This window comes from Escherichia sp. MOD1-EC5495 (genome assembly GCF_002965965.1).
GTDB lineage: Bacteria > Pseudomonadota > Gammaproteobacteria > Enterobacterales > Enterobacteriaceae > Escherichia > Escherichia ruysiae.
The window spans coordinates 1-26,280 of record NZ_PTRI01000027.1; the positions used below are offsets into that span (position 1 = coordinate 1).

Here is a 26,280-nt window from a genome sequence, read left to right on the forward strand (position 1 = left end):
TGGCCACATAGCTGCCAATCTCCGGGCGATACTGATGCTTTCTTTCCGGCTGCGGTTCAGGTGAAGCGGGTGTGTAAGGCGAAGGCGTGTAAGGTGAAGGTGTATCGGGAATTACAGGGTCAACAGGTGGTATAAGTGGGGTTTCACTGGTTAAGTACCAGTTCTGATCGTCACTTTTCGTCACGTTATAATCATAGGCTCCGGCAACAATACGGCCTTCTTTACTAAACGTACCCTCTGATGCCCCCGTTATTTCAACAATGCGGATACCTTCAAGCGTATCGGCGCCCTGACCACCGGCATTGTGAACACTCACACGGGTATGACCAGACGTGTTGCCTTTTACAATTAATTTATCGGTCGCAGAATTATCATCGCCGAGTTCGGTACGCATAACTAACAAACCGTTATTGGCGGTGTAATTGCCATTGATGGTGAGTGTGGCAGGCGTCAAATTGTTGCCATTTTTTGAGGATGATAGCGTTGCCGTACCTGCCAAATCCAGCGCATTTAAGGTTTGTGAAAAACCGTCTAAATCGATATTTCCTCCACTGGAGACGGCATAACTGGAGTTCGGGCTAAAGGTATCGTTGATACCGGCGCGCAGGGTGCCTTTACTAATATTTGTTTGACCAGAATAAGTATTTGCGCCAGTTAAAGTAGTGACTCCGGAACCCACCTGGTTAACCTCGCCTTTGCCAACGATATCTGCCGCCAGGATAAAATCTTCGCTGGAATGGTTGAAATTAATCTGGGCGGTACTATCACCGACATCGCTTCCCATATGGATAATCGGTGTCTTGATTGTTCCCGCTTTCTGTTCGGCTTCTCCCTGTGCTCCACCAATGTTTAGAATACCGGTGCTGGTTTCGTCCATTCCAAGCCAGATAAATTGATTCGCGCTGACCGTGGCATTATTACTAACGGTAAGAATACCTTTTGCATCGTTCAGCAATGAGCCCAATCCCCCAAGGGAGATAAATTCATTCACGGCTAATGAAGAATTGTCACCATCAACTAGGGTTTCGCCGTATCCCGTTCCCTGAAAATTCTCCATATTTCCATTAAAGCCAATGATCATATCAACCGATGAGGTAAGATGACCGCCATGAGTGATTTCGAGTTTACCCGTCCCCTGATCGCCTACCATCACATACCGTGCGGCAACGGATGAACCCTCACCGTCAATAACGACCTGTCCCTGCGCCTGGTAATTAAATTCACCAATTCTGAATTCATTTAAATCGGTGATAGTACTGCCGCTAAGGACCATTAAGGTTCCTGAGCCGCCATTGGTTCCTAAATAAATATCACGTTGGTTAGGCGACGCATGGCTAAGTGTCAGATGAGAGTTATTTTCTAATTTTATTGTCCCTGACGTCGCATTACCTATGACGATTTTAGAAGTAGTCAGATCCCGCCCATCTATATTCAACGTTCCTTCACTTGTTGTTCCAACATTAAGATAACGAAATTGATCCCATACTGGTGAGTTATTTTCTGATGAAGATAAGGTTACGACATCATTATTATTGATTGTCACATCGCTGTTGATAGTGGTTGGTGGTGTCCATGCCTGAGAAATTGGTATTGATAGCACAGTTGAAATAGCTATTGCCAGCGTGGACAAGGGATGCTGTCTGATATTCATAAAGTTAATTTTCATCCTTATGATTTATTTTAAGATAAATAGCGAATCCACAGTAACTACGTAAAAAATTAGATTTTAAGGCCGCTGAATCAGGTTGCTGTTCTGTAAATGAAGGGTAGTGTGTGAGGCCAATAATTATAAATCAGTTTAATTTGTGATTAATTTGATATTAATTTGTTTTGATGGTTTAGGCATTAGGGTGAAAATAAGGTGCATAATTTTACTTAGCGGAAATTTTTAAATGTCTTAAGGCATAAAAAATGAGCAAAGAAAAAGCAAAGGAAATCAATAAGATGTTTTTTCGGAATTTTGCGGGGTTAGTAACAGTAACTGATTAATTGCATGTTTATTGTTTGCACATCTTTTTAGATATAAAAAACACCAGGATTATTATCAAAAAATAATGTAAGTCTGGTTTCCAAGCATGGGTTATATGCACGTAAATAATAAGATTAAACATTTCCTCATTAAGAAAAGTGCAAAAGTATTCTCTTCTCAGGCAATGTAAATCTGCCCGATACGATAAACGTATCGGGCAGGTGTTTAATTCTCCGGCTTTCTACCTGTCAGTCACCCGATATTCCACGCTATGCGCTTCATCAGGTTGTGGAACTTCCAGCCTTGAGGCCATCCGCATCACCACCGCTTCAGGAACGGCATACTCGCGTCTGGCATTTTGCTGCTTCCATTGCGACCACGGCACTTCCAGATAGACAATCCTGACTCTCGCATCGTAATCCGTAAACAGACTGATAAGCTGGCTACGCAGCTGGCGGGTAATGTTCGTCGCATTCCAGATGAACGGCTTTTTCTGGCGTAAAAAAACGCGCGCCTCTTCTTTTGCCTGTTGCACAATACGCCCGGTGGCGGTTTTGTCGTCCGGGCTGGCATTGATTAGCCGCCGCATGTCATCAAGGCTGATAACATCCATTCCCTGGCACTGTTCACTGATATAGCGATCTTTGCCCATTCCCGGTAAGCCACACAGCAAAGTAACTTCAAAATGTTCAGCCTCCCAGGGAACAAAATCGGGAGAACTTTGTTCATGGGTCAGGTAATGCCAGCGTGCGGAATCAGAAACGAATGGGCGCGCTTTTCCCCAGCATTGTTGCTCATGGCAAAACAGCTCGAACAGATCGATGCGTTCCAGCATTGACTGCTTATCAGGGCAATGACGACCAAGCAGATCGGCACGGGCAAGCAGGGCGAGCAGACGCGTGTCGACGCGCATCGCAGCAGTGAGCAGTAAACGCTCCGGTTCCGGACGTTCCAGTAACCATAGCGGTAACCCATGCAGACGCACCAGTGCAACGATTTGCTCGCGCAGCACAAATGGCGTGGGGATATCGCGCCATAAAATTTGTCGGGCCGTCAGTTCGCCCCGACGAGCATGACCAGGCGACTGAATACGTCCGTTTTCCTGAACGGTAGTGCTGCGCTTTTCAACATCATGCAATAACGCCGCCGCCCATAAAACTTCCTGCTGTTGAGCGGGGAGTTGCTGGAATTCTGGCAGAGCAACGAGCGCGTTAAGCACCATTTCGGTATGCACGCCAACGTCACCTTCGCCATGATGCTCCGGGTCTTGCGGCGTGTGATGCATCTCCTCAACCCAGCTAAAACGCTGGCGAAGTGTCGACCAGCGTTTATCGTCGGTAAGTCGCCAAATCATGACTGTTCTCCATAAGCGAACTCATGGGCCATCCGCGCCCGACGCCAGTGGCGCTTCCAGTGTTCGCTGGTTTTGACATGATTTTTGCGCACGTACTTGAATACATTATGGGGAAAATCGGCAACGGAAAATGCGTCGCGATTTCGGCTGACAATGCCTTCCAGCGTACAGGGTTGCCCGGTTTGCGTATCCCAGGGATCGAACGCGCCGCGCTCACAGGTCAGCGCCAGAAAATCATGTTGCCAGCTTTTTTCATCTTTTCCCGGCTGCGGGCCGGAAATTTCCGGGACGCAGGGAAAATCAAACAAGGCGGCGTAAAACTGAACTTCTTCCCAGCTTAACCACATGTCCTGACAGCGAACGGCAAACAGATAAAAATCCTGCTCCAGTGCCCGGTATTCAATGGAGTGAACGGCATAAAGATTTTCGCCAAACAACTCCAGATCGCCGAGATCGTTTTTCAGTAGTTGCCAGCGTTGGCGAATCTTATAGCTCCATGCCGATTCCGTAGGGGCTGCATGGGAACGGGCAAACACGCCGAAGCGATTAAGACAGTTATTTTCGCCGTCGAGTTTTTCAGTATGTACCAGTTGCGAAATTGCCTGCATATCTTGCCAGTAACTGGCGTTAATGCGGTCATCGCTGGTGGTGCCAGGGGAGAAAGGGTAGTGCCAGGTTCTCCCGTATTTACGTTGGGTATTCATAATAATCCATTATTTGGTGTGTAATAAATGTACGCCCGCGAGGGTGCGAGTTTTGGGGTTAAAAGAAAAATGTAAGTATCACCCGCGAAAGCGAGGGCGAAGGGAAAAGAGAATTAACAACCTGAACGAATGTTCAGAACCGGTTAATGGTGAATGGAAGAGTGTGAGGCGGCGAGAAGATACACCGATTGAGTGGATAAAACAACCGTTTGCAGAATGAGCAAATAAAAAGGGAGCCGCAGCTCCCCTTGACAACATCAGTGCGCGCCGCCTCCGCCTCCACCTGCGCCAAATGGCGGCCTGGCAAACCACACCAGCCCCAGCAGGACGAGGAATATCCCGGCTGACATCCAGAAGATCTCATTGGCGGAAATAATCAGCCCCTGATTGGTGATCTGCTGGGCAATCCAGCCGGAAGCCTGCTGTTGCGTCATTCCCAGTCCTTCCAGTTGATGGTACATCGCCTGGGCGTTCGGGTTATATGGGTTCACTGATTCGGTCAACTGCGCATGGTGCAGCGACTCGCGGTTAGTCCACATAGTCGTCGTAATGGACGTGCCGATAGAACCCGCCAGCGTTCGCGTAAAGTTGGAGAGACTCGACGCCGCTGCCAGTCGTTCCGGTGGCAAACCAGAGAGCGTAATGGTGGTCAGCGGCATAAAGAAGCAGGCCACCGCGAAGCCCTGGATAAACTGCGGCCAGGCCGATGCACCAAAATCCATACCCGGTTCAAAAGTATAAGCACGCCAGTAAAAGCAAACGGCATACATAATAAAGCTGAAGGTTACCAGCCGACGCATATCCAGTTTATGCGCAAAACGACCAATAATCGGCGACAGGATCACCGGAATAATCCCTACCGGCGCAGACGCCAGCCCTGCCCAGGTTGCCGTGTAGCCGTATACCTCCTGCAACAACTGCGGCAACAGAACAATAGCGCCGAAGTAGAGCATATACGCGAGGCTGATACACAAGCAGCCGATGGTGAAGTTGCGCGACTTAAACAGCGAGAGATCGACTATCGGGTTATCGTCGGTCAGCTCCCAGACAATCAGGAAGCTGATAGCCACCACTGCCACCACGGTGAGGACGATAATTTCCTGTGATGAGAACCAGTCCAGCTCTTTACCCCGGTCGAGCATAATCTGCAGACTGCCGATACCAATCACCAGCAGTGCCAGCCCCACGGCATCAATCCGCCGCCTTTCTGTGCGGGTTTCGCGTCCGCGCAGGGTTTGCAGTGTCATCAACACCACCGCCACGCCAATTGGCACGTTGATGAAAAATATCCAGCCCCAGTGGTAATTGTCACTGATATAACCGCCGAGGATTGGGCCGCAAATTGGCGCGACAATTACCGTCATCGACCACAACGCCAGCGCGATCGAGCGTTTGGCTGGCGGGTAGTTATTCAGTAACAGACTTTGCGAAAGCGGGATCAACGGTCCGGCGACAATCCCCTGAATCACGCGGAAGAAGATCAGCATATTCAGGCTGCTGGAGACACCACACGCCCACGAAGCAATAGCAAAGGCGATGGTTGACCAGAGGAACAGCTTCACTTCCCCGACGCGCTTTGCCAGCCAGCCGGTAAGGGGGATCGAGATGGCGTTTGCCACCCCGAAGGAGGTGATCACCCACGTTCCCTGGCTGAGCGATGAGCCCAGGTTTCCGGCGATAGTAGGGATCGCCACGTTAGCAATGGTGGAGTCCAGCACCTGCATGAATGTCGCCAGTGACAGCGCAATGGTCATAATGACCAGTTGCGCGCCTTCCAGCGGTTTTTGCTGTTGCATCACACGCACCTCTGGATTAGCCAGCGTTAGCTTTTACGATGTCGTCGATCAGTTTATTGACAGGTGCCAGGCTGATTTCACGCGCAGTGCTTACCGCTACCGGCGTAGAACGTACTTTGTTTGCCAGTACCTGACCGTCACGGTTAGTGGTATTGACGCTCACCAGCGTGGACAAACCGATACGCAGCGGGTATTGCTCCAGCTGTTTTTGGTCCAGTTCGATACGAACAGGCAGACGCTGAACGACTTTGATCCAGTTACCGGTGGCGTTTTGCGCCGGAAGCAGCGAGAACGCGCTACCCGTACCCATATCCAGACCGACCAATTTACCGGTGTATTTCACATCATCGCCGTAAATATCAGTGGTGATGGTGACCGGCTGACCGATGCGCATATTGGCAATCTGCGTCTCTTTAAAGTTGGCATCCACCCACATATTGGTCGCCGGAACGACCGCCATCAGCGGCGTCGTTGGGCTAATTTGCGCCCCTGGCTGTACGGCTCGGCGGGAGACATAACCGGTCATTGGGCTGACAATACGGGTACGTTCCAGCGCCAGCCAGGCATTACGTACTTCAGTTGCGGCCTGTTGCACGGCAGGCTGATCTTCCAGTTTAGTTCCCAGAATCATCGCCTGATTGGCATTGTATTGTTGAATGGCGACATCCAGTTGCGCTTGGGCGCTGGTGACGGCATCGCGGGCGTGTTGCAGTTCTTCACGACCAATCAGGTTGGCATTGCCCAGCGGCACACGGCGGTTGTAGTCGCTCTGTGCTTTAGCGAGGGCGATTTTCTGCACCTCAATATTTGCCTGCAACTGCTTGCTGTTAATCATCAGCTGGTGGGTTTGACGAACGCTGGAAGCCAGTGCAGTTTTGGCTTTTTCAAACGCCTGGCGAGCATCAGTCGGGTCGAGAGTGACCAGCACATCGCCTTCTTTTACAAAATCGGTGTTATCGGCCCAGACTTTCGTCACGCTGCCTGACACCTGAGACATAATTTGAATCTGATTCCCTGCCACGTATGCGTCATCGGTTTCTTCGAAATGACGCAGTACCAAAAACCAATAAATTCCTATCGCTACGGCAATAATGATAAAGAGCAAGGTGAGAAGGAGGAGCAGACGCTTACGTTTGCCGCTCTTCTTTACCGGTTGCTGCGGGTTTTGAGTCTCCGCATTTGCGCTCATATTGTTCTCCACGATCTTCTTAACTCATCGGCTGAACCGACCTGCTTGCCAAAAAGGCCAGCACGTTGCGATGCTGGCCGGTCAGTTTTTCTTTTATAAATCTGGATTTTTGAGCGAGATGACGCGTTAGCTCATCGCTTCGAGGACCATGCCGTCTTGTTCCATTTGGTCGAGACGGGAGAGCAACTTGCGGGTGATTTGCTCAAGCTGATCTTTTTCGCTAGTGCTGAGTGCGGACCAGAGTTGATGCAGGCAGTTATGCTGCGGCGGTAAAACCTCGCGCAAAAACTCGTGACCTTTTTCCGTTAATTGCAGATGCAGACAGCGGCGATCGTTATCGCTTTCACGACGCTCGATCCAACCGCGTTTTTCCAGTTCATCGGCAATACGCGTCGCATTGGTACGGGATGATCCAAGAGCACAACTTAATTCAGAAGGCTGAATACTGTGGTTTTCCTGAGACTCCAGCGTAATCAACGCCATAAACAACGTCTCGTTAATCCCCTGAGCCTTCAGCATTTTATTGCGGTTCTCCAGCAGCTTGCTCTGCATATGCATACAAAGACGGGTCAGAAGGATTTCCTGGTAAGGAAAATCTTCGTGGCGGCTGGCGCGAAATTTTAGCATTTGTTCAATGGGCGTAAACGAACTATCCATTTGGGTATGACCTCATTAATTTCAGCCGATATAGTAACGACAGTGACAAATAAAGTAAATGTATTGTTTTAGAAAAATGATTCTTGTGGGTTATATAATCGCCATCACTTTCCAGGCGAGCCCGTAGGCCAGCGCACTTAGCAGTGTCGGGACGATAATGCTGCGTGTTTTATAGAAACTGGCACCCAGTACCGCAAAGCCGACCAGCGTGGGCACGAAACGGCGTGTATCGTGCATCACTTCTGGTGCGGTAGAGACAACCAGCAGAGCACAAATCGAGGCTATGCCAATGGTGTCGAGCAAAATACCCACCGCACCACGTTTGGTTGGGCGGGCATTACCCACACGCAGGCGCAGCGGCAAATAGCGAAAGCAGTAATTAACCGCGCCAACCAGTAACCCAAGCAGCAGAACCTCATAGCTCATCGGGCGCTCCTTGCCAGAATGCCTGAATTAGCGCAGTGAGGCAGCCACAGACAATGCCTGCCAGAATGGCGACGGGGATAGAAAATAGCGTTACGCCCGCAAGGGCGCCGATTAACGCTGCGGTAACGCAAAGGGATTGTTTGCGCTGGAAAGAGGCGAGCAGAAAACTCATAAAGAGCGCCGGTAGCATAAAGCCTAATGCTGCTTCAACGGCTGGATAACCTTGCAGCAAACCGCTGCCGGAGAATGCCCCTATAACCGTACCAAATACCCACGATGACCATGAACTGAAGGCAATGCCAATCATCCAGTTCTCGCTCCAGCGGCGATTATTGCGTACCAGCTTTGCCGTTGCTGCGGCAAAAACTTCATCCGTCAGGCCAAACGCCCACAATGCAGTTTTCGATTTTTGCAGACGCTGAACAATGCGGCTACGCAACGATGGACCATACAGGATATGGCGAACATCCATTGCCATGACGGTCAGCGCCGCGACCCACAAACTACTCCCGGCTGCCAGCATCGTGGTAATGACGAACTGACTCGCGCCTGCATAAATGATGCAGGAGAAAAAAACGCTTTCGAGAGGAGAAAATCCCAGACGGGTCGCATTCAGACCGAAAGCAAAGGCCACCGGAATATAACTAATAACAATCGGTAAACTGTCTTTGCATCCTTCCATGAAGGTCGCCGAACCAGAAGCAGGCAGAGGAGTAGGGCTTACCATAGAGTGTACGCTTAACGACTGTTAAAATTATAAATAGACTGAATGAATATCTTAACCTTATCAGACTGATGGGCTTCTTAACACCCTTATAAGTGTAAAGCCACGAAAACGGTTGCTGATTGTCTAAATAGCGGCTTCCTGACGATGAAAACCTCGCCACCAGACTAACAGATTAACCAGGGCAATCGTCGCACCAGCCAGGCAAACGCCAGCCCAACCGGCATGTTGCCAGGCAGAGGCCGAAATCAGTGAACCGGCGGCACCGCCAATAAAGTAACTGGTCATATAGCCTGCGGTCAGACGATTACGTGCATCAGGATAAATACGATAAATCACGGTTTGATTGGTGATATGCACGCCCTGTACGGTGAGATCCAGTACCAGGATGCCGATAATCAGCGCCAGCACGGAAGTGTGACCAAACCAGATCGCCAGCCATGAGAGCAATAGCAGCAGTAGGCCGAAAGTTGTTGTCAGGTGCGATTGACCCTTATCGGCAAAACCACCTGCCGGACGTGCGCCCAGCGCCCCAGCGGCTCCTGCAAGGCCAAACAGACCAATCGTTCCATCGCTGTAGTTAAAAGGCGGTGCGGCAAGCAAAAAGGCCATTGATGTCCACAGAATGCTGAAGTTAGCAAAGGTCAGGCAGCCCAGCACCGCGCGGGTGCGCAGGATCTTATCGCTGATAAACATGCTGAAAACGGAACCAAGCAACTGTGGGTAGTTGAGGTGCGTCTCAGATTTCATCTGCGGCAGGCCGCGCCACAACGTCAGCGCCATTAGCGCCATTAATACTGCTGCGACCCAGAAAACGGTGCGCCAGCCGCCGAGATTTGCCAGCAACCCGGCAACGGTACGCGCCAGCAAAATGCCCAGTAGCAGGCCGCTCATAATAGTGCCAACCACCTTGCCGCGTTTTTCCGGTGAGGCCAGTGTTGCCGCCAGCGGAACCAGAATTTGTGCCACGACCGAGAATAAACCGGTTAATGCCGTACCGAGGATCATCATCGCCAGCGACTGACTGCTGGCAGTGATTAACATGCCACCGGCTGCCAGTAAGGTCATTGAGACGATCAGCCTGCGGCGTTCAAACATATCACCCAGTGGAACAAGAAATAGCAGACCGGCGGCATAACCTAGCTGCGCGGCGGTGACAATAAAGCCCGCCGAACTGGCAGAAAGGGAAAAGTTACGCGCGATGGTGTCGAGCAATGGCTGGGCGTAATAGTTGCTGGCGACCGCCAGACCGGTGGCGATCGACATCAGCGCGATCAGCGCCGGGCTAAGCTCGTGATTGGGTTTAGTCATTATTGTTGTTTATCAGGTGATGATTAGTCTGAAAAGCAATAATAGCGGATGTTTATGGATGTGGGGTGAAAGATTGATTGTTGAAATGTGCGGTGTGATTTGTAGGCATGATAAGACGACGCCAGCGTCGCATCAGGCATTGTGCACAGAAGGCGGATGCGGCGAAAACGCCTTATCCGCCCGAATAAAAATTACTTCTGCGCTGCCAGCGCCTCATTCACCCAGCCATCGAACTGCTGCTGGTGGGCTTTGATCCAGCCATCAACGTGACCCTGAATATCGCCTTCTGAGGCCTTGCCGTCATGCATAATGGCGTTCTGGGCGTTAATGTCCGCAACCGGTAACTGCATAATGGCAAACAGTTTCGCTGCCGCCGGGTTTTTCTCAGCCCAGGCTTTGTTGGCAACGATATGCATGGTGCTGACCGGGAAGCCGTAATTTGCGCCATTCGGCAGTTTAGTGTCAGCATTTTTATCGCCCGGCAGTGCGGAGAACGGCACCTGCAACCAGACGACATCTTTGCCCGGCTTCAGTTCGTTACTCACCCAGTACGGTGTCCAGGTGTAGTAAAACACCGGCTTGCCCTCTTTGTAACGACTGATGGTGTCGGCCATCATCGCCGCATAGTTACCCTGATTATGCGTCACGGTGTTGGTCAGTTCATACGCAGCAAGCTGGTGATTAATGGCACCTTCGCAGCCCCAGCCGGGGTTACAGCCGGTTAAATCCGCTTTGCCATCGCCATTGGTATCAAACAGTTTGGCGATCTTCGGATCTTTCAATTGTGCGATGTTGGTGATTTTGTACTGGTCGGCGGTTTTCTTATCGATCAGGTAACCCTGCGCCGCGCCGTTAACAAATACCCCTTCACGATAAAATTTCTTATCGCCACCGGCAGCTTCGTACATGTTGTCATGGAGTGGCGTCCAGTTCACGGCGGTGAAGGTTGCATCGCCGGAAGCAAGCGAGGTGTAGCCAACGTTGTAATCCACTTCGCTGGGTTTATTGACGGTATAACCTAATTTCTCCAGCGCACGACTGACCAGCAGCGTCTGGAAGGTTTCTTCAGTGATGGTGCTCTGAACTGGATTAACAGTAATGCCTTTGCCCGGCAGATCGGCAGCAAAAGTTTGTGTAGAGATAAGCGTGGCAAACGCTGTCGCAAAAAGTACGCTATGTCGCATTGTTATTCCTTTTTTTGGCAGGGTGATAATGCCCGGCGTCACCGGGCAAGTGCAGAGTTACTTAATGAATGGGCGGGTCAGCAGACCAACAGGGCCAGTGGTGTACCAGCGACGGTTGCCGCGACTGCGTGAGTCGCGCCCAACGGCCTGCGTCAGGCGATCGAGGATAATGGCGAGGATCACAATCCCGACGCCGCCAACGGTGGCAAGCCCCATATCCAGACGACCGATACCGCGAAGTACCATCTGACCCAGCCCGCCGACGGCAATCATCGAGGCAATGACCACCATAGAAAGGGCCAGCATCAGCGTCTGGTTAACGCCCGCCATAATGGTCGGCATCGCCAGCGGTAACTGAACTTTGAACAGCATCTGGCGCGGGCTGGCACCGAATGAGCGCGAGGCTTCAATCAGATCCGCCGGAACCTGGTTAATCCCCAGAATGGTCAGACGGATAATCGGCGGCAGAGCAAAGATGATCGTCACCACCACGCCCGGCACGTTACCGATACCAAACAGCATGACGATTGGCACCAGATAAACAAACGCTGGCGTGGTCTGCATGGCATCAAGCAGTGGACGGATTATTTTCGCTGCTCGCGGACTTCTCGCCAGCCAGATCCCCAGCGGCAGACCAATGACGATACAGAACAGCAGGGCAGTTAATACCAGCGCCAGGGTGACCATTGCTTGCGACCATGCGCCAATCGCGCCGATAGCAATCAGTGAAACTAATGCCGCAACGCCCATACCGACGCCGGAAATCTGCCAGGCGATGAGAGCGAAAACGATAATCGCCACAGGTGCGGGCATACCCAGCAGCAGTTGCTGGAAACCGTTGAGGATGTAATCCACCGGAACACGCACGCCCTGGAAAAGGGGACGGAAATGGGTAACCACCCAGTCGATCCCTTCAGTTACCCAACTGTCGAGTGGGATCAGCGTCTTATGGAACGGATCGAGAATATTAAAATGCTCGGCGTTTGGCGCAGGCGTACTGGTCAGCCAGTCAGCGCCACCGCCATCAGTCGGTGCTGGAGCCGGTGTACCCCAGGCGTCTGCGGATTGTGCGGCACTGTCCGCCGCTGGCGTGGTATCCCACGGATTATTTTGATCAGCCATTATTTACCCCCTCACGATCTAAAGCGCGCAGCAACATTCCTTTCGAAATGATGCCGACATACTGTTGGTCCTCGTCGACCACGGGCACCGCACAGGGCGCCTGTCCGACATGAGAGAGCAACTCGCTAAGAGGCGTTTGTGCATCGACCGCTAACGGCGCATCAATCAGCGCCGCATCAAGACCTTGCTGCTGCGTTAATGCTGCTTTTAACGAATCGATAGAGACTGCGCCGACAAACTTATTACCGCGTTCGATGACGTAACCATATTCGCGGTCTTCATCCTGCAATAATTTCAGTGCCGAACGCGGGCCGAAACCGGGCGTTTTACGAATTAAGCCATTAGGGCTGCGGCGGGCAATATCTTTTGCGCTGAACACCTGGCTAATATCAACACCACGGAAGAAGGTACGGACATAATCATTCGCCGGATTATTGAGAATTTCATCCGGTGTACCGACCTGAACGACTTCACCATTTTGCATAATGGCAATTCTGTCGCCAATACGCATAGCTTCGTCGAGATCGTGAGAAATAAATACAATGGTGCGCTGATGTTTCGCCTGTAATTTTACCAGCTCATCCTGCATCTCGGTGCGAATTAGTGGATCGAGCGCCGAGAAGGCTTCGTCCATTAATAAAATATCCGGATTGATGGCTAATGCACGAGCCAATCCGACACGTTGACGCATCCCGCCCGAGAGTTCGTCCGGGTAGCTGTGGGCATAATTTTCCAGCCCGACCTGACGCAGTGCATCAATGGCTTTTTCCCGGCGTTCTTCGGCATTAATTCCGGCCAATTCCATACCAAACGCAGTATTGTCCAGCACGGTCATATGCGGCATTAAGGCAAAGGACTGGAAGACCATCGCAATCTTTTTTCTGCGCACCTCACGGAGTTCGGCGTCGGATATTTTGGCAATATCCACACCGTCAATCAGTACTTGTCCACGGGTGGGTTCAATCAGGCGATTGAGAAGGCGTACCATTGTGGATTTACCCGAACCGGATAATCCCATGATGACAAATATCTCGCCTTCTTCAATGGCCAGACTGGCGTCTTTTACGCCAAGCGATAGCCCTGTTTTTTCCAGAATTTGTTCTTTTGAAAGTCCTTGTTCGATATATTTGAAAGCTCTCTGTGGATGCTCCCCAAATATTTTATAAAGATTTTTAATTTCTAATTTAATTGCCATGCAATAGAAAGATTCCTGTTATTTGTTTATGTCGATATATTACCCGATGGAAATAGTCACTTTTTTCTACCCTAACATACTGAGAATCTGAGGCAACCCCTGAGGGCAAATGTGGCATGAATATTGACGTGAGCAAATTGCCGGAATTTCCCGTGATATAAGGGCTGAGAGCAAATCGAGAAAAGTTGATATTTTTTGTTATAGATAGCGAAAAAACGCCTGAATATTGTAGTTTCAGGCGAATAATGCAACAGAGTATCAGTGTAGATCACCACAAAATATTTGTGTGATAAAAAGCTACTTAATGGAAATTATTTCCCTGCTGTGGTTGATGATATTCTTTAAAATAACCGTGTCAGAAATTCCAGTCTTCGTCTTCTGTTTCGACCGCTTTTCCCATCACATAAGAGGAGCCAGAACCGGAAAAGAAATCGTGATTTTCATCGGCATTCGGCGAAAGCGCGGCGAGGATTGCCGGATTCACTTCCGCCATTTCTGCCGGGAAAAGCGGTTCGTACCCCAGATTCATTAATGCTTTATTAGCGTTGTAGCAGAGAAACGCTTTTACATCGTCAGCCCACGGGGTTTCGGCGTACAGCTCATCGGTGTATTGCAGTTCGTTGTCGTAGAGTTCCAGCAACAAATCGAAGGCAAAACTCTTTAACTCTTCGCGTTGTGCCTGGGAGATTTTTTCCAGGTTTTTCTGATATTTATAACCGATGTAATAACCGTGCACTGCTTCATCGCGGATAATCAGACGGATCAGGTCTGCGGTATTGGTCAGCTTACCGCGACTGGAAAAATACATCGGCAGCCAGAAGCCGGAGTAGAACAAAAATGATTCCAGAAAGACACTGGCGATTTTCTTTTTCAGCGGATTATCGCCGCGATAATGTTGCTGAATAATCTGTGCTTTTCGCTGCAACGGCGCGTTTTCTTCACTCCAGGCGTAGGCGGCATCGACATCTTTTGTCTGGCACAACGTCGAGAAAATCGAGCTGTAAGAGCGGGCATGAACCGCTTCCATAAAGCTGATATTCGATAATACCGCCTCTTCATGGGGCGTGAGCGCATCGGGCATCAGCGAGGGTGCGCCGATAACATTTTGCAGCGTGTCGAGCAGCGTCAGGCCAGTAAAAACACGCATCGTCAGTTGTTGCTCTACGGCGCTTAATGTCTGCCAGGCGGGGATATCGTTCGACAGCGGCACTTTTTCCGGTAGCCAGAAATTACTGGTCAGGCGATTCCACACCTCCAGATCTTTATCATCAGTAATCTTGTTCCAGTTGATGGCGCTGATACGTGAGAGTTTCATAGATATTCCTTAAAGCCGGACTCATCAGACTCCGATTTTTGGCAATGTGCGCTTTGTTCCTGCCGGATGCGGCGTGAACGCCTTATCCGGCCTACAAAATCTTGCAAATTCAATATATTGCAATTGTTTTTCAGTCTCTTAGAGCGTGCAGGAGACGCAGCCTTCAATTTCAGTACCTTCCAGCGCCATCTGACGCAGGCGAATGTAATAGAGCGTTTTGATTCCCTTACGCCAGGCGTAAATCTGCGCTTTGTTGATATCGCGGGTTGTGGCGGTATCGGGGAAAAACAGCGTCAGCGACAGCCCCTGATCGACATGGCGTGTCGCTTCGGCGTAGGTGTCGATAATCTTTTCCGCGCCGATTTCGTAAGCGTCCTGATACAGCGCCAGATTCTCGTTAGTCATAAACGGGGCAGGGTAGTAAACGCGTCCTGTTTTGCCCTCTTTGCGGATCTCTACTTTCGCCACAATCGGATGAATACTCGACGTGGCATGGTTGATATAAGAGATAGAACCGGTTGGCGGCACCGCCTGGAGATTCTGGTTGTATATGCCATAGCGCATCACGTCGTCGCGCAGCTGCGCCCACATCTCACGGGTAGGTAACGTAATACCGCTACGGGCAAACAGTTCGCCAACTTTCGCCGTTTTCGGCTGCCAGTTACCTTGCAGATATTGGCTAAAATATTCACCGCTGGCATAGCGCGACTGTTTGAACCCGGCAAAGGTTTCACCGCGTTCGCGCGCCAGCAACATTGAAGTACGCAGGGCGTGCCAGGTGATGGTGTAGAAATAGAGATTGGTGAAATCCAGAGCTTCCGGTGAACCATAGGCGATGCCTTCCCGCGCCAGATAACCGTGTAAATTCATCTGCCCCAGCCCGATGGCGTGCGAGGCGGCATTTCCGGCCTCAATAGACGGCACGCTGCGGATATGACTCATATCTGACACCGCCGTCAGACCGCGCACGGCTGTTTCTATCGTGCGGGCAAAGTCAGGGGAATCCATGGTGTGGGCAATATTCAACGAACCTAAATTGCAGGAAATATCATGGCCTGTGCGCGCATAGTCGAGATTCTCGTCATACTCTGAGGCGCTGTTAACCTGCAAAATCTCTGAGCAAAGATTGCTCATATTTATGCGTCCGGCAATAGGGTTAGCACGGTTAACCGTGTCTTCATACATGATGTAGGGATAGCCGGATTCAAACTGGATCTCCGCCAGCCGCAGGAAGAAATCACGCGCATTGATATATTTTTTGCGGATGCGTTCGTCGGCAACCAGTTCGTCATAGTGTTCGCTGATGGCAATATCGGCAAACGGCTTGCCGTAAACCCGCTCAACGTCATAAGGCGAAAACAGTGCCATCTGCGCATTCTCTTTCGCCAGATGGAAGGTGATATCCGGGATCACCACGCCCAGCGACAGCGTTTTAATGCGGATTTTCTCGTCGGCATTTTCCCGTTTCGTGTCGAGAAAACGCAGAATATCGGGATGATGCGCGTGCAGATATACAGCCCCAGCTCCCTGACGAGCGCCGAGCTGATTGGCATAGGAAAATGCGTCTTCCAGCATTTTCATCACCGGAATCACGCCAGAAGATTGATTTTCAATACGTTTAATTGGCGCGCCCGCTTCCCGCAGATTCGACAGCAAAAAAGCCACACCGCCGCCGCGTTTTGACAGTTGCAGTGCGGAATTTACCGCCCGACCAATCGACTCCATATTGTCTTCAATACGCAGCAGAAAACAGGAAACCAGTTCGCCGCGCTGCTGTTTACCGCAGTTGAGGAATGTTGGCGTGGCAGGCTGAAAACGTCCAGACAGCATCTCATCAGTCAGTTGCGTCGCCAGTGTTTCATCGCCTTGTGCCAGTGTCAGCGCCACCATCGTTACTCGATCGGCAAAATCTTCCAGATAACGCTTGCCATCGAATGTCTTCAACGTATAGCTGGTGTAAAACTTCCATGCCCCGAGGAATGTCTGGAAACGAAAACCGCTGGCGTGCGCGTGGGCAAACAGCGTAATGACAAAGTCGCGAGAGTAGCGATTAAGGACGCTTTCATCATAGTAACCTTCGTTGATCAGCCAGTTCAGGCGCTGCTGCTGGCTACTGAAGGTCACACTGTTCGGACGCACATGCGTCGCTATAAAGGCGTCAACGGCCTGGCTGTCTTTATCGAACTGAATGCGGCCTGCGCTATCGTAAAGGTTAAGCATCGCATTCAGAGCGTGGTAATCCATCGTTTCCTGCGTCAGGCATTCTGCGGTTGTCGTTGCCAAAATTCGGTTACTCCTTTACGAACGTTTTCGATATCGCTTTGCGTACCCATGAGTTCAAAGCGGTACAGCCACGGCACACCGCATTTCCGGGCAATTACATCTCCGGCGCGACCATACGCCTCACCAAAGTTGCGATTACCCGAAGCAATAACGCCGCGAAGCAACGCCCGGTTATGCTCGTCGTTTAAAAAGCGAATCACCTGTCGTGGCACAGCGCCAGCCGTACCGCCACCGCCGTAAGAGGGCACGATCAGGATGTAAGGCTCGTCTACCTGGATCCGTTCCCGCTCATTGAGTGGAATGCGCACGGCGGGTAGCCCTAAACGTTCGATAAAACGCTGCGTATTTTCGGAGCTGCTGGAGAAGTAGACGAGCTGGCTCATGCACTGGCCGCGTGTGGCGCTGGATGCAGACGATTGATCATGTCCGGGCGAAAACCAGACCAGCTAAGATCGCCTGCAATCACAACCGGCAGCTGACGAAAGCCCTGAGCACGCAACGCTTCCGCCGCTTCAGGAACGCGATCGACATTAATCATTTCAAAATCAAAGCCCCGGTTTTCCATCGCCCGTTTGGTGGCGTGGCACTGAACGCAATCGTTACGAGTGTAAATAGTAATGCGCATGATTCGTATTTCCGTTTAAAATGAAGATACGGCGCGATGATACGCGTCGGGTTGTCTCTCTGTTGATACAGGGATACTAGATGTAGTTGAAAAAAGATTCAACCATACAAGATATGGGAAATTTCGATAAATCTCACCACCGTTGAGTGGCTCAACGGGGTAGGGGGTTTTGTGTTCTATAGCCGGGTGATTACCCGGCATCAGGAAATTACATCCGCATGGAAACGGCCAGGCGGTTAAAGCAATTCATCAGTCCGATGGCAAAAGTCAGGTCGCTGATCTCTGCTGCGTTGAAATGTTCAAGCAGAGGTTGATAAACGTCGTCTTCTGCATGGCTTCGGGCAATATCGGTCACCGATTCCGCCCATGCCAGCGCCGCCCGCTCGCGATCGTCAAAATGATGGCTCACCCGCCAGCCTGCAAGAGCGTCCAGCTTGTGCTGTGGCACACCGGATTTACGTAATGCTTTACTGTGCATCTCCAGACAAAATGCGCAGCCGTTGATTTGCGAGACGCGCAAATAAACTAACTCCATCAGTGTGGTATCCAGCGCACTATTTTCCAGCGCCGTTTTGGCCTGCACCAGCGCGCTATACACTGCCGGGCTAAGTTCGTAGTAAGGCTGACGTAATGTAGTCATACAGTTTCTCCTCTTATTAACGCCCGCAATGTAGCACTATAATGGACTGCTAAAGAGAGCCATAAATTACCTAAAAAAGCAGACCATATGCCGCGCTATCAGGATATCGCACGTCAGTTAAAAACGGCTATTGAGCAAGGGGAACTGAAACCCGGCGCAAGGCTACCTTCCAGTCGTACCTGGTCACAGGAGCTGGGCGTGTCCCGATCCACTGTCGAAAATGCTTATGCTGAGCTGGTGGCGCAGGGATGGCTGGTTCGACGAGGGCAGGCAGGCACCTTTGTCAGTGAGCAGATACATCCCCAACAATCCGCTGTGGATGTGCTTGCCTTTGCCGGTGAAAGCCAGCAACCGCTGCCATTCCAGATGGGATTACCCGCACTCGATCTCTTTCCGCGTGAGCTGTGGGCGCGGGTGATGGGGCGTCGCCTTCGTACCCAGACGCGCTTTGATTTGGCGTTAGGCGATGTCTGTGGTGAGGTGGCGTTGCGCGAGGCAATTGTTGATTATTTACGCGTCTCACGCGGGATTGAATGCCAGCCAGAACAGGTCTTTATCACTCACGGTTATGCAGCCTCAATGGCCTTAATTCTGTACGCGCTGGCGAAACCGGGAGACGGGATGTGGATGGAAGATCCTGGTTTTCCGCTGATTCGCCCGATTGTTACTCGCCACGGTGTGGAAATTTTACCTGTGCCTGTTGATGACAACGGACTGGATGTCGCAAGCGGAATGCAAAATTATCCTGATGCACGTTTTGCTCTGATAACTCCTGCGCATCAAAGCCCGCTCGGTGTTGCGCTCTCTCTGGCGCGCAGGCATCAGGTGTTGGCGTGGGCAGAGCGTGCGCAGGCGTGGATTATTGAAGACGATTACGACAGTGAATTCCGTTATCACGGTAAGCCATTACCGGCACTGAAAAGCCTCGACGCGCCGCAGCGGGTGATTTATGCCGGAACATTCAGTAAATCGCTATTTCCTGCATTGCGCTGTGCGTGGCTGGTGGTGCCGGTGGAGCAGATTGCACAATTCCGCCAACAGGCGTCACGGGAGCCATGTGCAGTGCCTGTTCTATGGCAGAACACACTGGCAGACTTTCTTCGCGAGGGGCATTTCTGGCGGCATCTGAAGAAAATGCGTCAGCACTATGCTCAGCGTAGGCAGTGGATTGAGCAGGCGCTTACGCAACAAGGATTCCAGGTTGTGCCACAAAAAGGGGGCATCCAGATGGTTATCAGCATGGTGGGCGACGATATTGTCCACGCGCGTAAAGCCAATGCTGCTGGCCTTGCGGTACAGGCACTTAGCGACTGGCGTATCTGCTCAAGTGGGGAAGGAGGATTGCTTCTCTCGTTTACCAATATCGTTAGCGAAAGCATGGCGCAGCAGGTGGCACAACAATTACGCGGTGCCTTAAGTTAAAAACCCCGAAGTCAGGCTTCGGGGTCAAAGACGCGTATTTATTATCATTGTTGCATTACGATTTGCGTATGCTTAACAGCGCGCCGATAAAAATACCTACCGCAGCTGCTGTACCCACGCTACACCAGGGTCTTTCACGAACAAAAGAATCTGCGCAGCCAACTGCATCGCGCGCGGCTTGCTGGACGCGAGTACGACCATGCATCCGCGCTCTGGTTTCTTTCAGTAGAGCCTGAGCTTTACTGCGTGCGGCTTCGGCTTCACCTTTTGCGTCGCTGCCCCAGGACCTCAATACAGATTCGAGACTGTCGGCTAATTGATTGACATCATTCTGAATATCCTGCACGCCATCATCGACGTCGTTGCGGTTCGGTCTGTTAAACATATGATCCCCCATTAGAATTCGATGTAATTTTCAGTGTAGACCATAATTTTCTTAACAGAGATTCATCGCGGCTTTATGGACTTTTCTGAAAGCGTTGGGAATGCGCAATCAGGTAAGGTAGGCGCGCAGTAGATAATAACGAGGATAAAATATGTATTTACGACCAGACGAGGTGGCGCGCGTACTTGAGAAAGTCGGTTTTACTGTCGATGTAGTAACCCAGAAAGCATACGGTTACCGCCGTGGGGAACATTATGTCTATGTTAACCGCGAAGCGAGAATGGGACGTACCGCACTGATAATTCATCCAACATTAAAAGAACGTAGTTCCACACTGGCTGAACCTGCTTCCGATATTAAAACTTGCGATCATTACCAGCAATTTCCGCTCTATTTAGCGGGTGAACGTCATGAGCATTACGGTATCCCGCATGGCTTTAGTTCGCGTGTTGCGCTTGAACGTTATTTGCATGGTTTATTTGGCGAAGCCAGTTAAAGACGCGACTGGCGGTGCCAGTCGCGAAAAGAAGGGTCAGGCTTTTACCTGCTGGTAGCTGCTCACTTTGAACAAGCGGCGACAGTAATCAAGGAAGTAGCCATAGACCGCCCCCATCAGCATCGAAACAACGATGTTTGAACTGACCGCAGCCATAATCTGGTGCCAGTCTGCGCCTACCACTAATAAGATCGCCATATACACCGGTGACTGGAACGTCACATAAGCCAGAATATCAGCCAGATTTTTTGTCCAACCAGAGTGGCTAACTTTGCGTGCCGCGCGCATAAACAGATCGCGGTACATGCCATATGGCCATGCAATTAAGATATTCACCGGAACGGCCACCAGCCTGGAATAAAAAGACTGTTCGAAGCTCATCCCGGAGAGGAAAACTTCAATACACATGTTCACGACAGTACAATAAACAACCATCGCGAACGTGTCTGCAACTGCATGACGCAAGCGTGACTGCGGTGAGAACATGTGAATGCTCCTTAATAAAAGCGAAATCGGATATGAATGGAAATGGAAGCAGTGCTTTAGACTGTCTGTTTCATTTTTGCATAGCGTATATTGCTGGTTGTCAGTAATCAATTAGTGAAAAATTTTTATTTATTTTGTTTTTGTAGATAAAATGTTCCGCAATGGCGTATTTTCTATACATTATGGATTTTTAAATGCCTCCATGAATAATTTTATTTAAAATCATATCATTACGTGGTTGTTTTGAACTGTGCTGGTGGGGAGGTTAAGAGATGTTAACGCTATAAAGCGTAGACAATCCGGCTTAAGTAGGGGGTTGAGCTCATTTAGCATTTTTAATGACCTGAAGCCACTAATGTCAGCATAAAACTTCAGTTGCTGAAAATTTGTTTTATTCTTTGTTTGTGCATTTTTATTCACTTGTCTTTAATCTACATTCGGTGATGATGGCGCAGAGAGCACCCGATTATTCGCAAATGTCTGGAATGATAAGCCAAATGGCTAATATATAAACTGAAAATAATTATTAATTTGTCTGGAAATAACGGTTGAAATAATATCGCACGCGACTGTAAATAGATTAAATTTTGTGGAAATATAATAAGTGATCGCTTACACTACGCGACGAAATACTTTTTTTGTTTTGGCGTTAAAAGGTTTTCTTTATTATGTCCGTAATGTTACAAAGTTTAAATAACATTCGCACCCTCCGTGCGATGGCTCGCGAATTCTCCATTGACGTTCTTGAAGAAATGCTCGAAAAATTCAGGGTTGTCACTAAAGAAAGACGTGAAGAAGAAGAACAGCAGCAGCGTGAACTGGCAGAGCGCCAGGAGAAAATTAGCACCTGGCTGGAGCTGATGAAGGCTGACGGAATTAACCCGGAAGAGTTATTCGGTAATAATTCTGCTGCACCGCGTGCAGGTAAAAAACGCCAGCCGCGTCCGGCGAAATATCAATTCACCGATTTTAATGGTGAAGTCAAAACCTGGACCGGTCAGGGTCGTACACCGAAACCGATCGCTCAGGCACTGGCTGAAGGTAAATCTCTCGACGATTTCCTGATCTAATGACTGCTGCCGGATGCCGCCACTATGGCGCGTCCGGCGTCGCTTCTTACGTTCGCTGATTCCACGGCATCTTATCTAACAACCTTGCCATCCCGCAAAAACCGCTGATACCCGCAAATATTAATCCCGCACCGACAAAGCCGCTTAATAAAAAGAACGCGCTATTCACGGCATAACCCAATACGACGCCGATTAATATTAAGCCACCAGCTGTGATCTGTACCTGACGCATTAATGGTAAAGGCTGTGATTTATTTTCGGCTACCGGCAATCCCGCTTTTTTCCAGCTATCAATTCCGCCTTCCAGTAAAAATATCTCTGCGGGGGCGGCAATCGCTGCTAATTTTTGTGCATTATTACTGGTGCGTTTTCCAGCCTGACAGTGGAATATAATTTGTTCTCTACGTAATTTTTCCGGAAGACCAGCCTGTTCCAGCACGGATAATGGTGCCAGATCCGCTTCAGGAATATGTTCACGAAGATATTCATCGGCATCGCGAATATCGATTAACTTTGCACCGCGTGAGATTAATTCTTGTGCATCATGCGGTGAAATTGTTGTTAAAGCCATTGCTACTCCTTACGGACAATAGACGTTTTTCAGGGTGGCGATAATGGCATTTACCGCCTCATTTTTAATGAAATAAAGAATGCGTTGGGCATCCCGTTGGCTGTCGATAAGCCCTTCGTCACGCATCCGTGCCAGATGCTGTGACGTTGCAGAGGCACTCAGTCCGGTAATACGCGCCAGTTCACCGGCGCTGGTGCCGGGGGAACCGCAAATCATGCACAGAATCAGCAACCGTTTGGGGTGACTCATTGCTTTCAGTAAGGCCGCAGCCTGTTCGGCGCTGGCCTGTAGTTGGGCTAGTTCAGTCATATTTATTTAAGTGTTTTCTAAATTAAGTAAACTCTAAACTAAAAATGCAACGTATACCAGCGTCAGCAGCGTAAATGAGGGTAAAAGCATAGGCTGAAACGGGCAGACTCCGCTAAAATTACTATGCTTAAGAGATAAAATCTCTTTTTAAACAATGATTAATTTTCTTATAGGGAGGAAATATGGGGTTCTGGAGAATCGTCATCACCATCATTTTGCCACCGCTCGGCGTGCTGCTGGGGAAAGGATTTGGTTGGGCATTTATTATTAATATTTTGCTGACACTTCTTGGCTATATCCCTGGTTTAATTCACGCTTTCTGGGTGCAAACCCGCGATTGATCCTGTGCTCATCCTGCGGCGTTAACGCGCCGCGTTCCTCTGCTACACTTTCTGAGTGTTTCCGTTAACGAATGAGGTAATTATGGGTCTGTTCAATTTTGTGAAAGATGCCGGAGAAAAGCTCTGGGACGCGGTTACTGGTCAGCATGATAAAGACGATCAGGCGAAGAAGGTGCAGGAACATCTGAACAAAACCGGTATACCTGATGCCGATAAAGTGAATATTCAGATTGTCGATGGTAAAGCGACGGTTACAGGTGACGGCTTAAGTCAGGAAGCGAAGGAAAAAATCCTTGTTGCAGTGGGGAATATTTCCGGTATTGCCAGTGTTGATGATCAGGTAAAAACGGCGACGCCAGCCACTGCCAGCCAGTTTTATACTGTTAAGTCTGGCGACACCCTGAGTGCCATTTCCAAACAGGTCTACGGTAACGCCAATCTCTACAATAAAATCTTCGAAGCGAATAAACCGATGCTGAAAAGCCCGGATAAAATTTATCCGGGGCAGGTGTTGCGTATTCCTGAAGAGTAGTTAATTGCCAGCCATCGCCTGCTGGATAATCGGAATTGGCGTCAGTAAATGCTGGCGCATTAACTCACTGGCGCGCGCCGTATCTCGCGCCAGCACCGCCGCAGTCAGGGTCTGGTGCTGATCGTGTTTATCTTCCAGCATTTCTACAGAAAGCACCGTTTGCCGCAGCCAGATGAACCGATAGCGCGCCGCCAGATCAAACAAACGCTCGCGCATTTGCAGTAAATAGTGGGAACCGCAGCCCGCCACAATCGCAGTATGAAATGCCTGATGGCGCTGATCCCACTCATCAAGCATTTGCTCGCTGGCGTCAGAGGCTTCAAGTTTACCGAGCAAGTGTGCCTTCGCGAGAACGTCAGCCTCCCACTCATCGCTGCCACGGGCAATTGCCAGACTCACCAGCATCGCTTCCATATTGGCGCGGGCGTCGAAAATATCGAGCAGTTCTTGCTCTGACATAGACGCCACCCGATACCCTTTTTGATTTACCACCGTGACCAGCCGTTCCGCCACCAGTTGCGAAAGGGCTTCCCGCAACGGCCCGACGCCGAGTGCATAACGCGACGTTAGCGAACTCATCCGTAATTTTTCATCCGGCTGAAAATTGCCGCGAATAATATCGTTTTTCAACCAGCGGTAGCCATCCAGAGACGTAATGGTCATGGTGTGACTCCTGAACATTATCAGCGCGTATTATGAACGGGTGTTTTTTGCCACAATATCAGCTTTTTCCAGCGTGCCATAATTGGCACGGTACAGATAATCCCTATCGCTAATAAGCCGGTGGAAATTACCTCGAGTTGTTGCGCCGGGCGGAATAACATCACCACCAATACAAAGGTAATAAAGCCAATCACCAGCCAGGTGAGCCACGGATAAAGCCACATGCGCAGGCGAATTTCGCCGCCTTCCGCCAGCAGGATTTTACGCATCCGTAATTGCGAAACGGCGATGACTAAATAAACCAGCAGGGCAATAGCACCGGAGCTGTCGATCAGGAATTTAAACACTTTGGCGGGCGCGTAATAGTTCACTACCACCGTTAAAAACGCCGCGCCGGTCGAGAGTAATACCGCCACATACGGGGTTTTGCTACGGGTGATTTTGCCCATTACCGCTGGCGCATCCCCGCGACGGCTTAAGGAGTAGAGCATCCTTGACGCGGTATACAGCGCCGAGTTCAGGCAGCTGGTTACCGACAGCAAAATAACGCAATCCATAATGGATTTTGCATGTGGAATATTCAGCAGCTCCAGCACGGAACGGTAGGAACCCACGGTTTTCAGTCCTGGCATATTCCACGGTATGAGTGCCACGACGACAAAAATAGAACACAAATAGAAAATGGAGATACGCCAGATAACCGAGTTGGTGGCGCGGACAATATGTTTATCCGGCGTGTCGGATTCTGCTGCGGCAATGGTGACAATTTCCGCGCCCATAAACGAGAACATGGTGATCAGCATCGCGCTTAATACGGCGCCAAAGCCGTTCGGCATAAAGCCGCCGCTATCCCACAATCTTGAAATACCGCTCACTTCGGCATAAGGGTAAAAACCGCTAATTGCTACAGCTCCAAGGAAAATAAACGCCAGAATGGCAATCACTTTGCATATCGCCAGCCAGAATTCAAATTCACCGTAGTTTTTAACGCTTAATAAATTACTGCCGGTTAAGGCGAGGGTGATGACCAGAGAAAATAACCAGATGGGAATGCCGGGAACCCACGAGTGCAGGATCATGGCGGCGATGTTGGCTTCCAGCGGAATGACCAGTACCCAAAACCACCAGTACAGCCAGCCGATGGTATAGCCCGCCCAGCGGCCAATGGCTTTGTCGGCATAGGTGGAAAACGAACCGGTGTCGGGCGTGGCGACCGCCATTTCCGCCAGCATCCGCATAATCATAACCACCAGTAATCCGGCGAACAGATAGGCCAGTAAGACCGCCGGACCCGCTTCGGCGATAGCGACGCTCGAACCGACAAACAGACTTGCGCCGATAACACCGGCAATAGACAACATGGTGACGTGGCGTGATTTCAGCCCGCCGCCTAGCTCATGTGGTTGCGATGATTGCCCCATCCTGAATCCTCTCGAAAGTGTGTCACTTGGGAGAGCGCCCCGACATTTCCCGCGTCGGGTCACGCGTTTAATTGTTATTAATTCTTTTTG

Annotated in this window: 28 protein-coding genes; 5 read left to right on the top strand and 23 right to left on the bottom strand. The window is 50.2% G+C overall.

What is annotated here, in order from left to right:
• From BEG40_RS18630 to BEG40_RS18720, 17 genes are all read right to left on the bottom strand, one after another.
• Positions 1 to 1,666 (bottom strand): autotransporter outer membrane beta-barrel domain-containing protein (locus tag BEG40_RS18630; protein ID WP_286135155.1); only part of this gene is annotated, 1,666 nt, incomplete at its 3' end.
• A gap of 544 nt (positions 1,667 to 2,210) precedes the next feature.
• Complete coding sequence (locus BEG40_RS18635) at positions 2,211 to 3,323, bottom strand: AAA family ATPase (protein ID WP_105285914.1); 1,113 nt, start codon at positions 3,321 to 3,323, stop codon at positions 2,211 to 2,213.
• The gene (locus BEG40_RS18640) at positions 3,320 to 4,027 is read right to left on the bottom strand and encodes an RNA ligase family protein (RefSeq protein WP_105280766.1); all 708 of its coding nucleotides are present in this window, start codon (positions 4,025 to 4,027) and stop codon (positions 3,320 to 3,322) included. The genes BEG40_RS18635 and BEG40_RS18640 overlap by 4 nt, the downstream gene beginning before the upstream one ends.
• Positions 4,028 to 4,284: 257 nt before the next feature.
• Positions 4,285 to 5,823: a multidrug efflux MFS transporter permease subunit EmrB gene (gene emrB / locus BEG40_RS18645; protein WP_010350384.1), complete on the bottom strand. Its 1,539-nt coding sequence runs from the start codon at positions 5,821 to 5,823 to the stop codon at positions 4,285 to 4,287.
• Between the two features lie 16 nt (positions 5,824 to 5,839).
• Positions 5,840 to 7,012 carry a multidrug efflux MFS transporter periplasmic adaptor subunit EmrA gene (gene emrA, locus BEG40_RS18650; RefSeq protein WP_105285915.1) on the bottom strand — a complete coding sequence of 391 codons (1,173 nt, stop codon included), beginning with the start codon at positions 7,010 to 7,012 and terminating at the stop codon, positions 5,840 to 5,842.
• A 126-nt stretch (positions 7,013 to 7,138) separates the two neighbouring features.
• A complete protein-coding gene (emrR, locus tag BEG40_RS18655) occupies positions 7,139 to 7,669 on the bottom strand; it encodes a multidrug efflux transporter EmrAB transcriptional repressor EmrR (protein ID WP_000378436.1) in 531 nt (176 codons plus the stop codon).
• 90 nt (positions 7,670 to 7,759) lie between these two features.
• Positions 7,760 to 8,095: an L-valine transporter subunit YgaH gene (ygaH, locus tag BEG40_RS18660; RefSeq protein WP_000119757.1), complete on the bottom strand. Its 336-nt coding sequence runs from the start codon at positions 8,093 to 8,095 to the stop codon at positions 7,760 to 7,762.
• Positions 8,085 to 8,822, bottom strand: coding sequence for an L-valine exporter subunit YgaZ (ygaZ, locus tag BEG40_RS18665; protein ID WP_000254578.1), 738 nt, complete (start codon positions 8,820 to 8,822; stop codon positions 8,085 to 8,087). Before ygaZ ends, ygaH begins: the two co-directional genes overlap by 11 nt.
• A gap of 123 nt (positions 8,823 to 8,945) precedes the next feature.
• Positions 8,946 to 10,130: an MFS transporter gene (locus BEG40_RS18670; protein WP_105285916.1), complete on the bottom strand. Its 1,185-nt coding sequence runs from the start codon at positions 10,128 to 10,130 to the stop codon at positions 8,946 to 8,948.
• 191 nt (positions 10,131 to 10,321) lie between these two features.
• Positions 10,322 to 11,314, bottom strand: a complete 993-nt coding sequence (gene proX, locus BEG40_RS18675) for a glycine betaine/L-proline ABC transporter substrate-binding protein ProX (RefSeq protein WP_001216525.1) — start codon at positions 11,312 to 11,314, stop codon at positions 10,322 to 10,324.
• Between the two features lie 57 nt (positions 11,315 to 11,371).
• Positions 11,372 to 12,436: a glycine betaine/L-proline ABC transporter permease ProW gene (gene proW / locus BEG40_RS18680; RefSeq protein ID WP_105285917.1), complete on the bottom strand. Its 1,065-nt coding sequence runs from the start codon at positions 12,434 to 12,436 to the stop codon at positions 11,372 to 11,374.
• Positions 12,429 to 13,631 carry a glycine betaine/L-proline ABC transporter ATP-binding protein ProV gene (gene proV / locus BEG40_RS18685; RefSeq protein WP_000985481.1) on the bottom strand — a complete coding sequence of 401 codons (1,203 nt, stop codon included), beginning with the start codon at positions 13,629 to 13,631 and terminating at the stop codon, positions 12,429 to 12,431. Before proV ends, proW begins: the two co-directional genes overlap by 8 nt.
• Positions 13,632 to 13,986: 355 nt before the next feature.
• Positions 13,987 to 14,946, bottom strand: coding sequence for a class 1b ribonucleoside-diphosphate reductase subunit beta (gene nrdF, locus BEG40_RS18695; RefSeq protein ID WP_105285918.1), 960 nt, complete (start codon positions 14,944 to 14,946; stop codon positions 13,987 to 13,989).
• Between the two features lie 138 nt (positions 14,947 to 15,084).
• Positions 15,085 to 17,229: a class 1b ribonucleoside-diphosphate reductase subunit alpha gene (gene nrdE, locus BEG40_RS18700; protein ID WP_105285919.1), complete on the bottom strand. Its 2,145-nt coding sequence runs from the start codon at positions 17,227 to 17,229 to the stop codon at positions 15,085 to 15,087.
• A complete protein-coding gene (gene nrdI / locus BEG40_RS18705; protein ID WP_000080947.1) occupies positions 17,202 to 17,612 on the bottom strand; it encodes a class Ib ribonucleoside-diphosphate reductase assembly flavoprotein NrdI in 411 nt (136 codons plus the stop codon). Before nrdI ends, nrdE begins: the two co-directional genes overlap by 28 nt.
• Positions 17,609 to 17,854, bottom strand: coding sequence for a glutaredoxin-like protein NrdH (gene nrdH, locus BEG40_RS18710; protein ID WP_001223227.1), 246 nt, complete (start codon positions 17,852 to 17,854; stop codon positions 17,609 to 17,611). The genes nrdI and nrdH overlap by 4 nt, the downstream gene beginning before the upstream one ends.
• Positions 17,855 to 18,062: 208 nt before the next feature.
• On the bottom strand, positions 18,063 to 18,494 hold the full coding sequence (locus BEG40_RS18720) for a carboxymuconolactone decarboxylase family protein (RefSeq protein ID WP_105285920.1): 432 nt from the start codon (positions 18,492 to 18,494) through the stop codon (positions 18,063 to 18,065).
• An 87-nt stretch (positions 18,495 to 18,581) separates the two neighbouring features.
• Here BEG40_RS18720 and pdxR point away from each other — a divergent pair, with 87 nt between their 5' ends.
• Entirely contained in the window at positions 18,582 to 19,916 is a 1,335-nt protein-coding gene (gene pdxR / locus BEG40_RS18725; RefSeq protein ID WP_105285921.1) for a MocR-like pyridoxine biosynthesis transcription factor PdxR, read from the top strand.
• A 55-nt stretch (positions 19,917 to 19,971) separates the two neighbouring features.
• Here pdxR and BEG40_RS18730 read toward each other — a convergent pair whose 3' ends face one another.
• Positions 19,972 to 20,301, bottom strand: coding sequence for an ElaB/YgaM/YqjD family protein (locus tag BEG40_RS18730; RefSeq protein WP_010352475.1), 330 nt, complete (start codon positions 20,299 to 20,301; stop codon positions 19,972 to 19,974).
• A gap of 151 nt (positions 20,302 to 20,452) precedes the next feature.
• Between BEG40_RS18730 and BEG40_RS18735 the strand changes: the two genes are divergently transcribed.
• On the top strand, positions 20,453 to 20,797 hold the full coding sequence (locus BEG40_RS18735; RefSeq protein WP_000281310.1) for a DUF2002 family protein: 345 nt from the start codon (positions 20,453 to 20,455) through the stop codon (positions 20,795 to 20,797).
• A gap of 36 nt (positions 20,798 to 20,833) precedes the next feature.
• On the opposite strand, the gene alaE is transcribed toward BEG40_RS18735, so the two are convergent.
• Entirely contained in the window at positions 20,834 to 21,283 is a 450-nt protein-coding gene (gene alaE, locus BEG40_RS18740; RefSeq protein ID WP_000492676.1) for an L-alanine exporter AlaE, read from the bottom strand.
• 668 nt (positions 21,284 to 21,951) lie between these two features.
• Between alaE and stpA the strand changes: the two genes are divergently transcribed.
• Complete coding sequence (stpA, locus tag BEG40_RS18745; RefSeq protein WP_000115375.1) at positions 21,952 to 22,353, top strand: DNA-binding protein StpA; 402 nt, start codon at positions 21,952 to 21,954, stop codon at positions 22,351 to 22,353.
• 46 nt (positions 22,354 to 22,399) lie between these two features.
• Here stpA and BEG40_RS18750 read toward each other — a convergent pair whose 3' ends face one another.
• Both BEG40_RS18750 and BEG40_RS18755 read right to left on the bottom strand, forming a co-directional pair.
• Positions 22,400 to 22,924 carry a rhodanese family protein gene (locus BEG40_RS18750; protein WP_001229481.1) on the bottom strand — a complete coding sequence of 175 codons (525 nt, stop codon included), beginning with the start codon at positions 22,922 to 22,924 and terminating at the stop codon, positions 22,400 to 22,402.
• A 9-nt stretch (positions 22,925 to 22,933) separates the two neighbouring features.
• Positions 22,934 to 23,233 (bottom strand): ArsR/SmtB family transcription factor, encoded by a 300-nt coding sequence (locus BEG40_RS18755; RefSeq protein ID WP_000137274.1) that lies wholly within the window; start codon positions 23,231 to 23,233, stop codon positions 22,934 to 22,936.
• A gap of 182 nt (positions 23,234 to 23,415) precedes the next feature.
• On the opposite strand from BEG40_RS18755, the gene BEG40_RS18760 reads away from it, so the two are divergent.
• Complete coding sequence (locus BEG40_RS18760; RefSeq protein WP_000508177.1) at positions 23,416 to 23,574, top strand: YqaE/Pmp3 family membrane protein; 159 nt, start codon at positions 23,416 to 23,418, stop codon at positions 23,572 to 23,574.
• A gap of 82 nt (positions 23,575 to 23,656) precedes the next feature.
• Complete coding sequence (gene kbp, locus BEG40_RS18765; RefSeq protein WP_000522418.1) at positions 23,657 to 24,106, top strand: potassium binding protein Kbp; 450 nt, start codon at positions 23,657 to 23,659, stop codon at positions 24,104 to 24,106.
• Here kbp and csiR read toward each other — a convergent pair whose 3' ends face one another.
• Positions 24,107 to 24,769 carry a DNA-binding transcriptional regulator CsiR gene (gene csiR, locus BEG40_RS18770; protein ID WP_105285922.1) on the bottom strand — a complete coding sequence of 221 codons (663 nt, stop codon included), beginning with the start codon at positions 24,767 to 24,769 and terminating at the stop codon, positions 24,107 to 24,109.
• A 20-nt stretch (positions 24,770 to 24,789) separates the two neighbouring features.
• Complete coding sequence (gabP, locus tag BEG40_RS18775) at positions 24,790 to 26,190, bottom strand: GABA permease (protein WP_105285923.1); 1,401 nt, start codon at positions 26,188 to 26,190, stop codon at positions 24,790 to 24,792.
• Positions 26,191 to 26,280 lie beyond the last annotated feature (90 nt).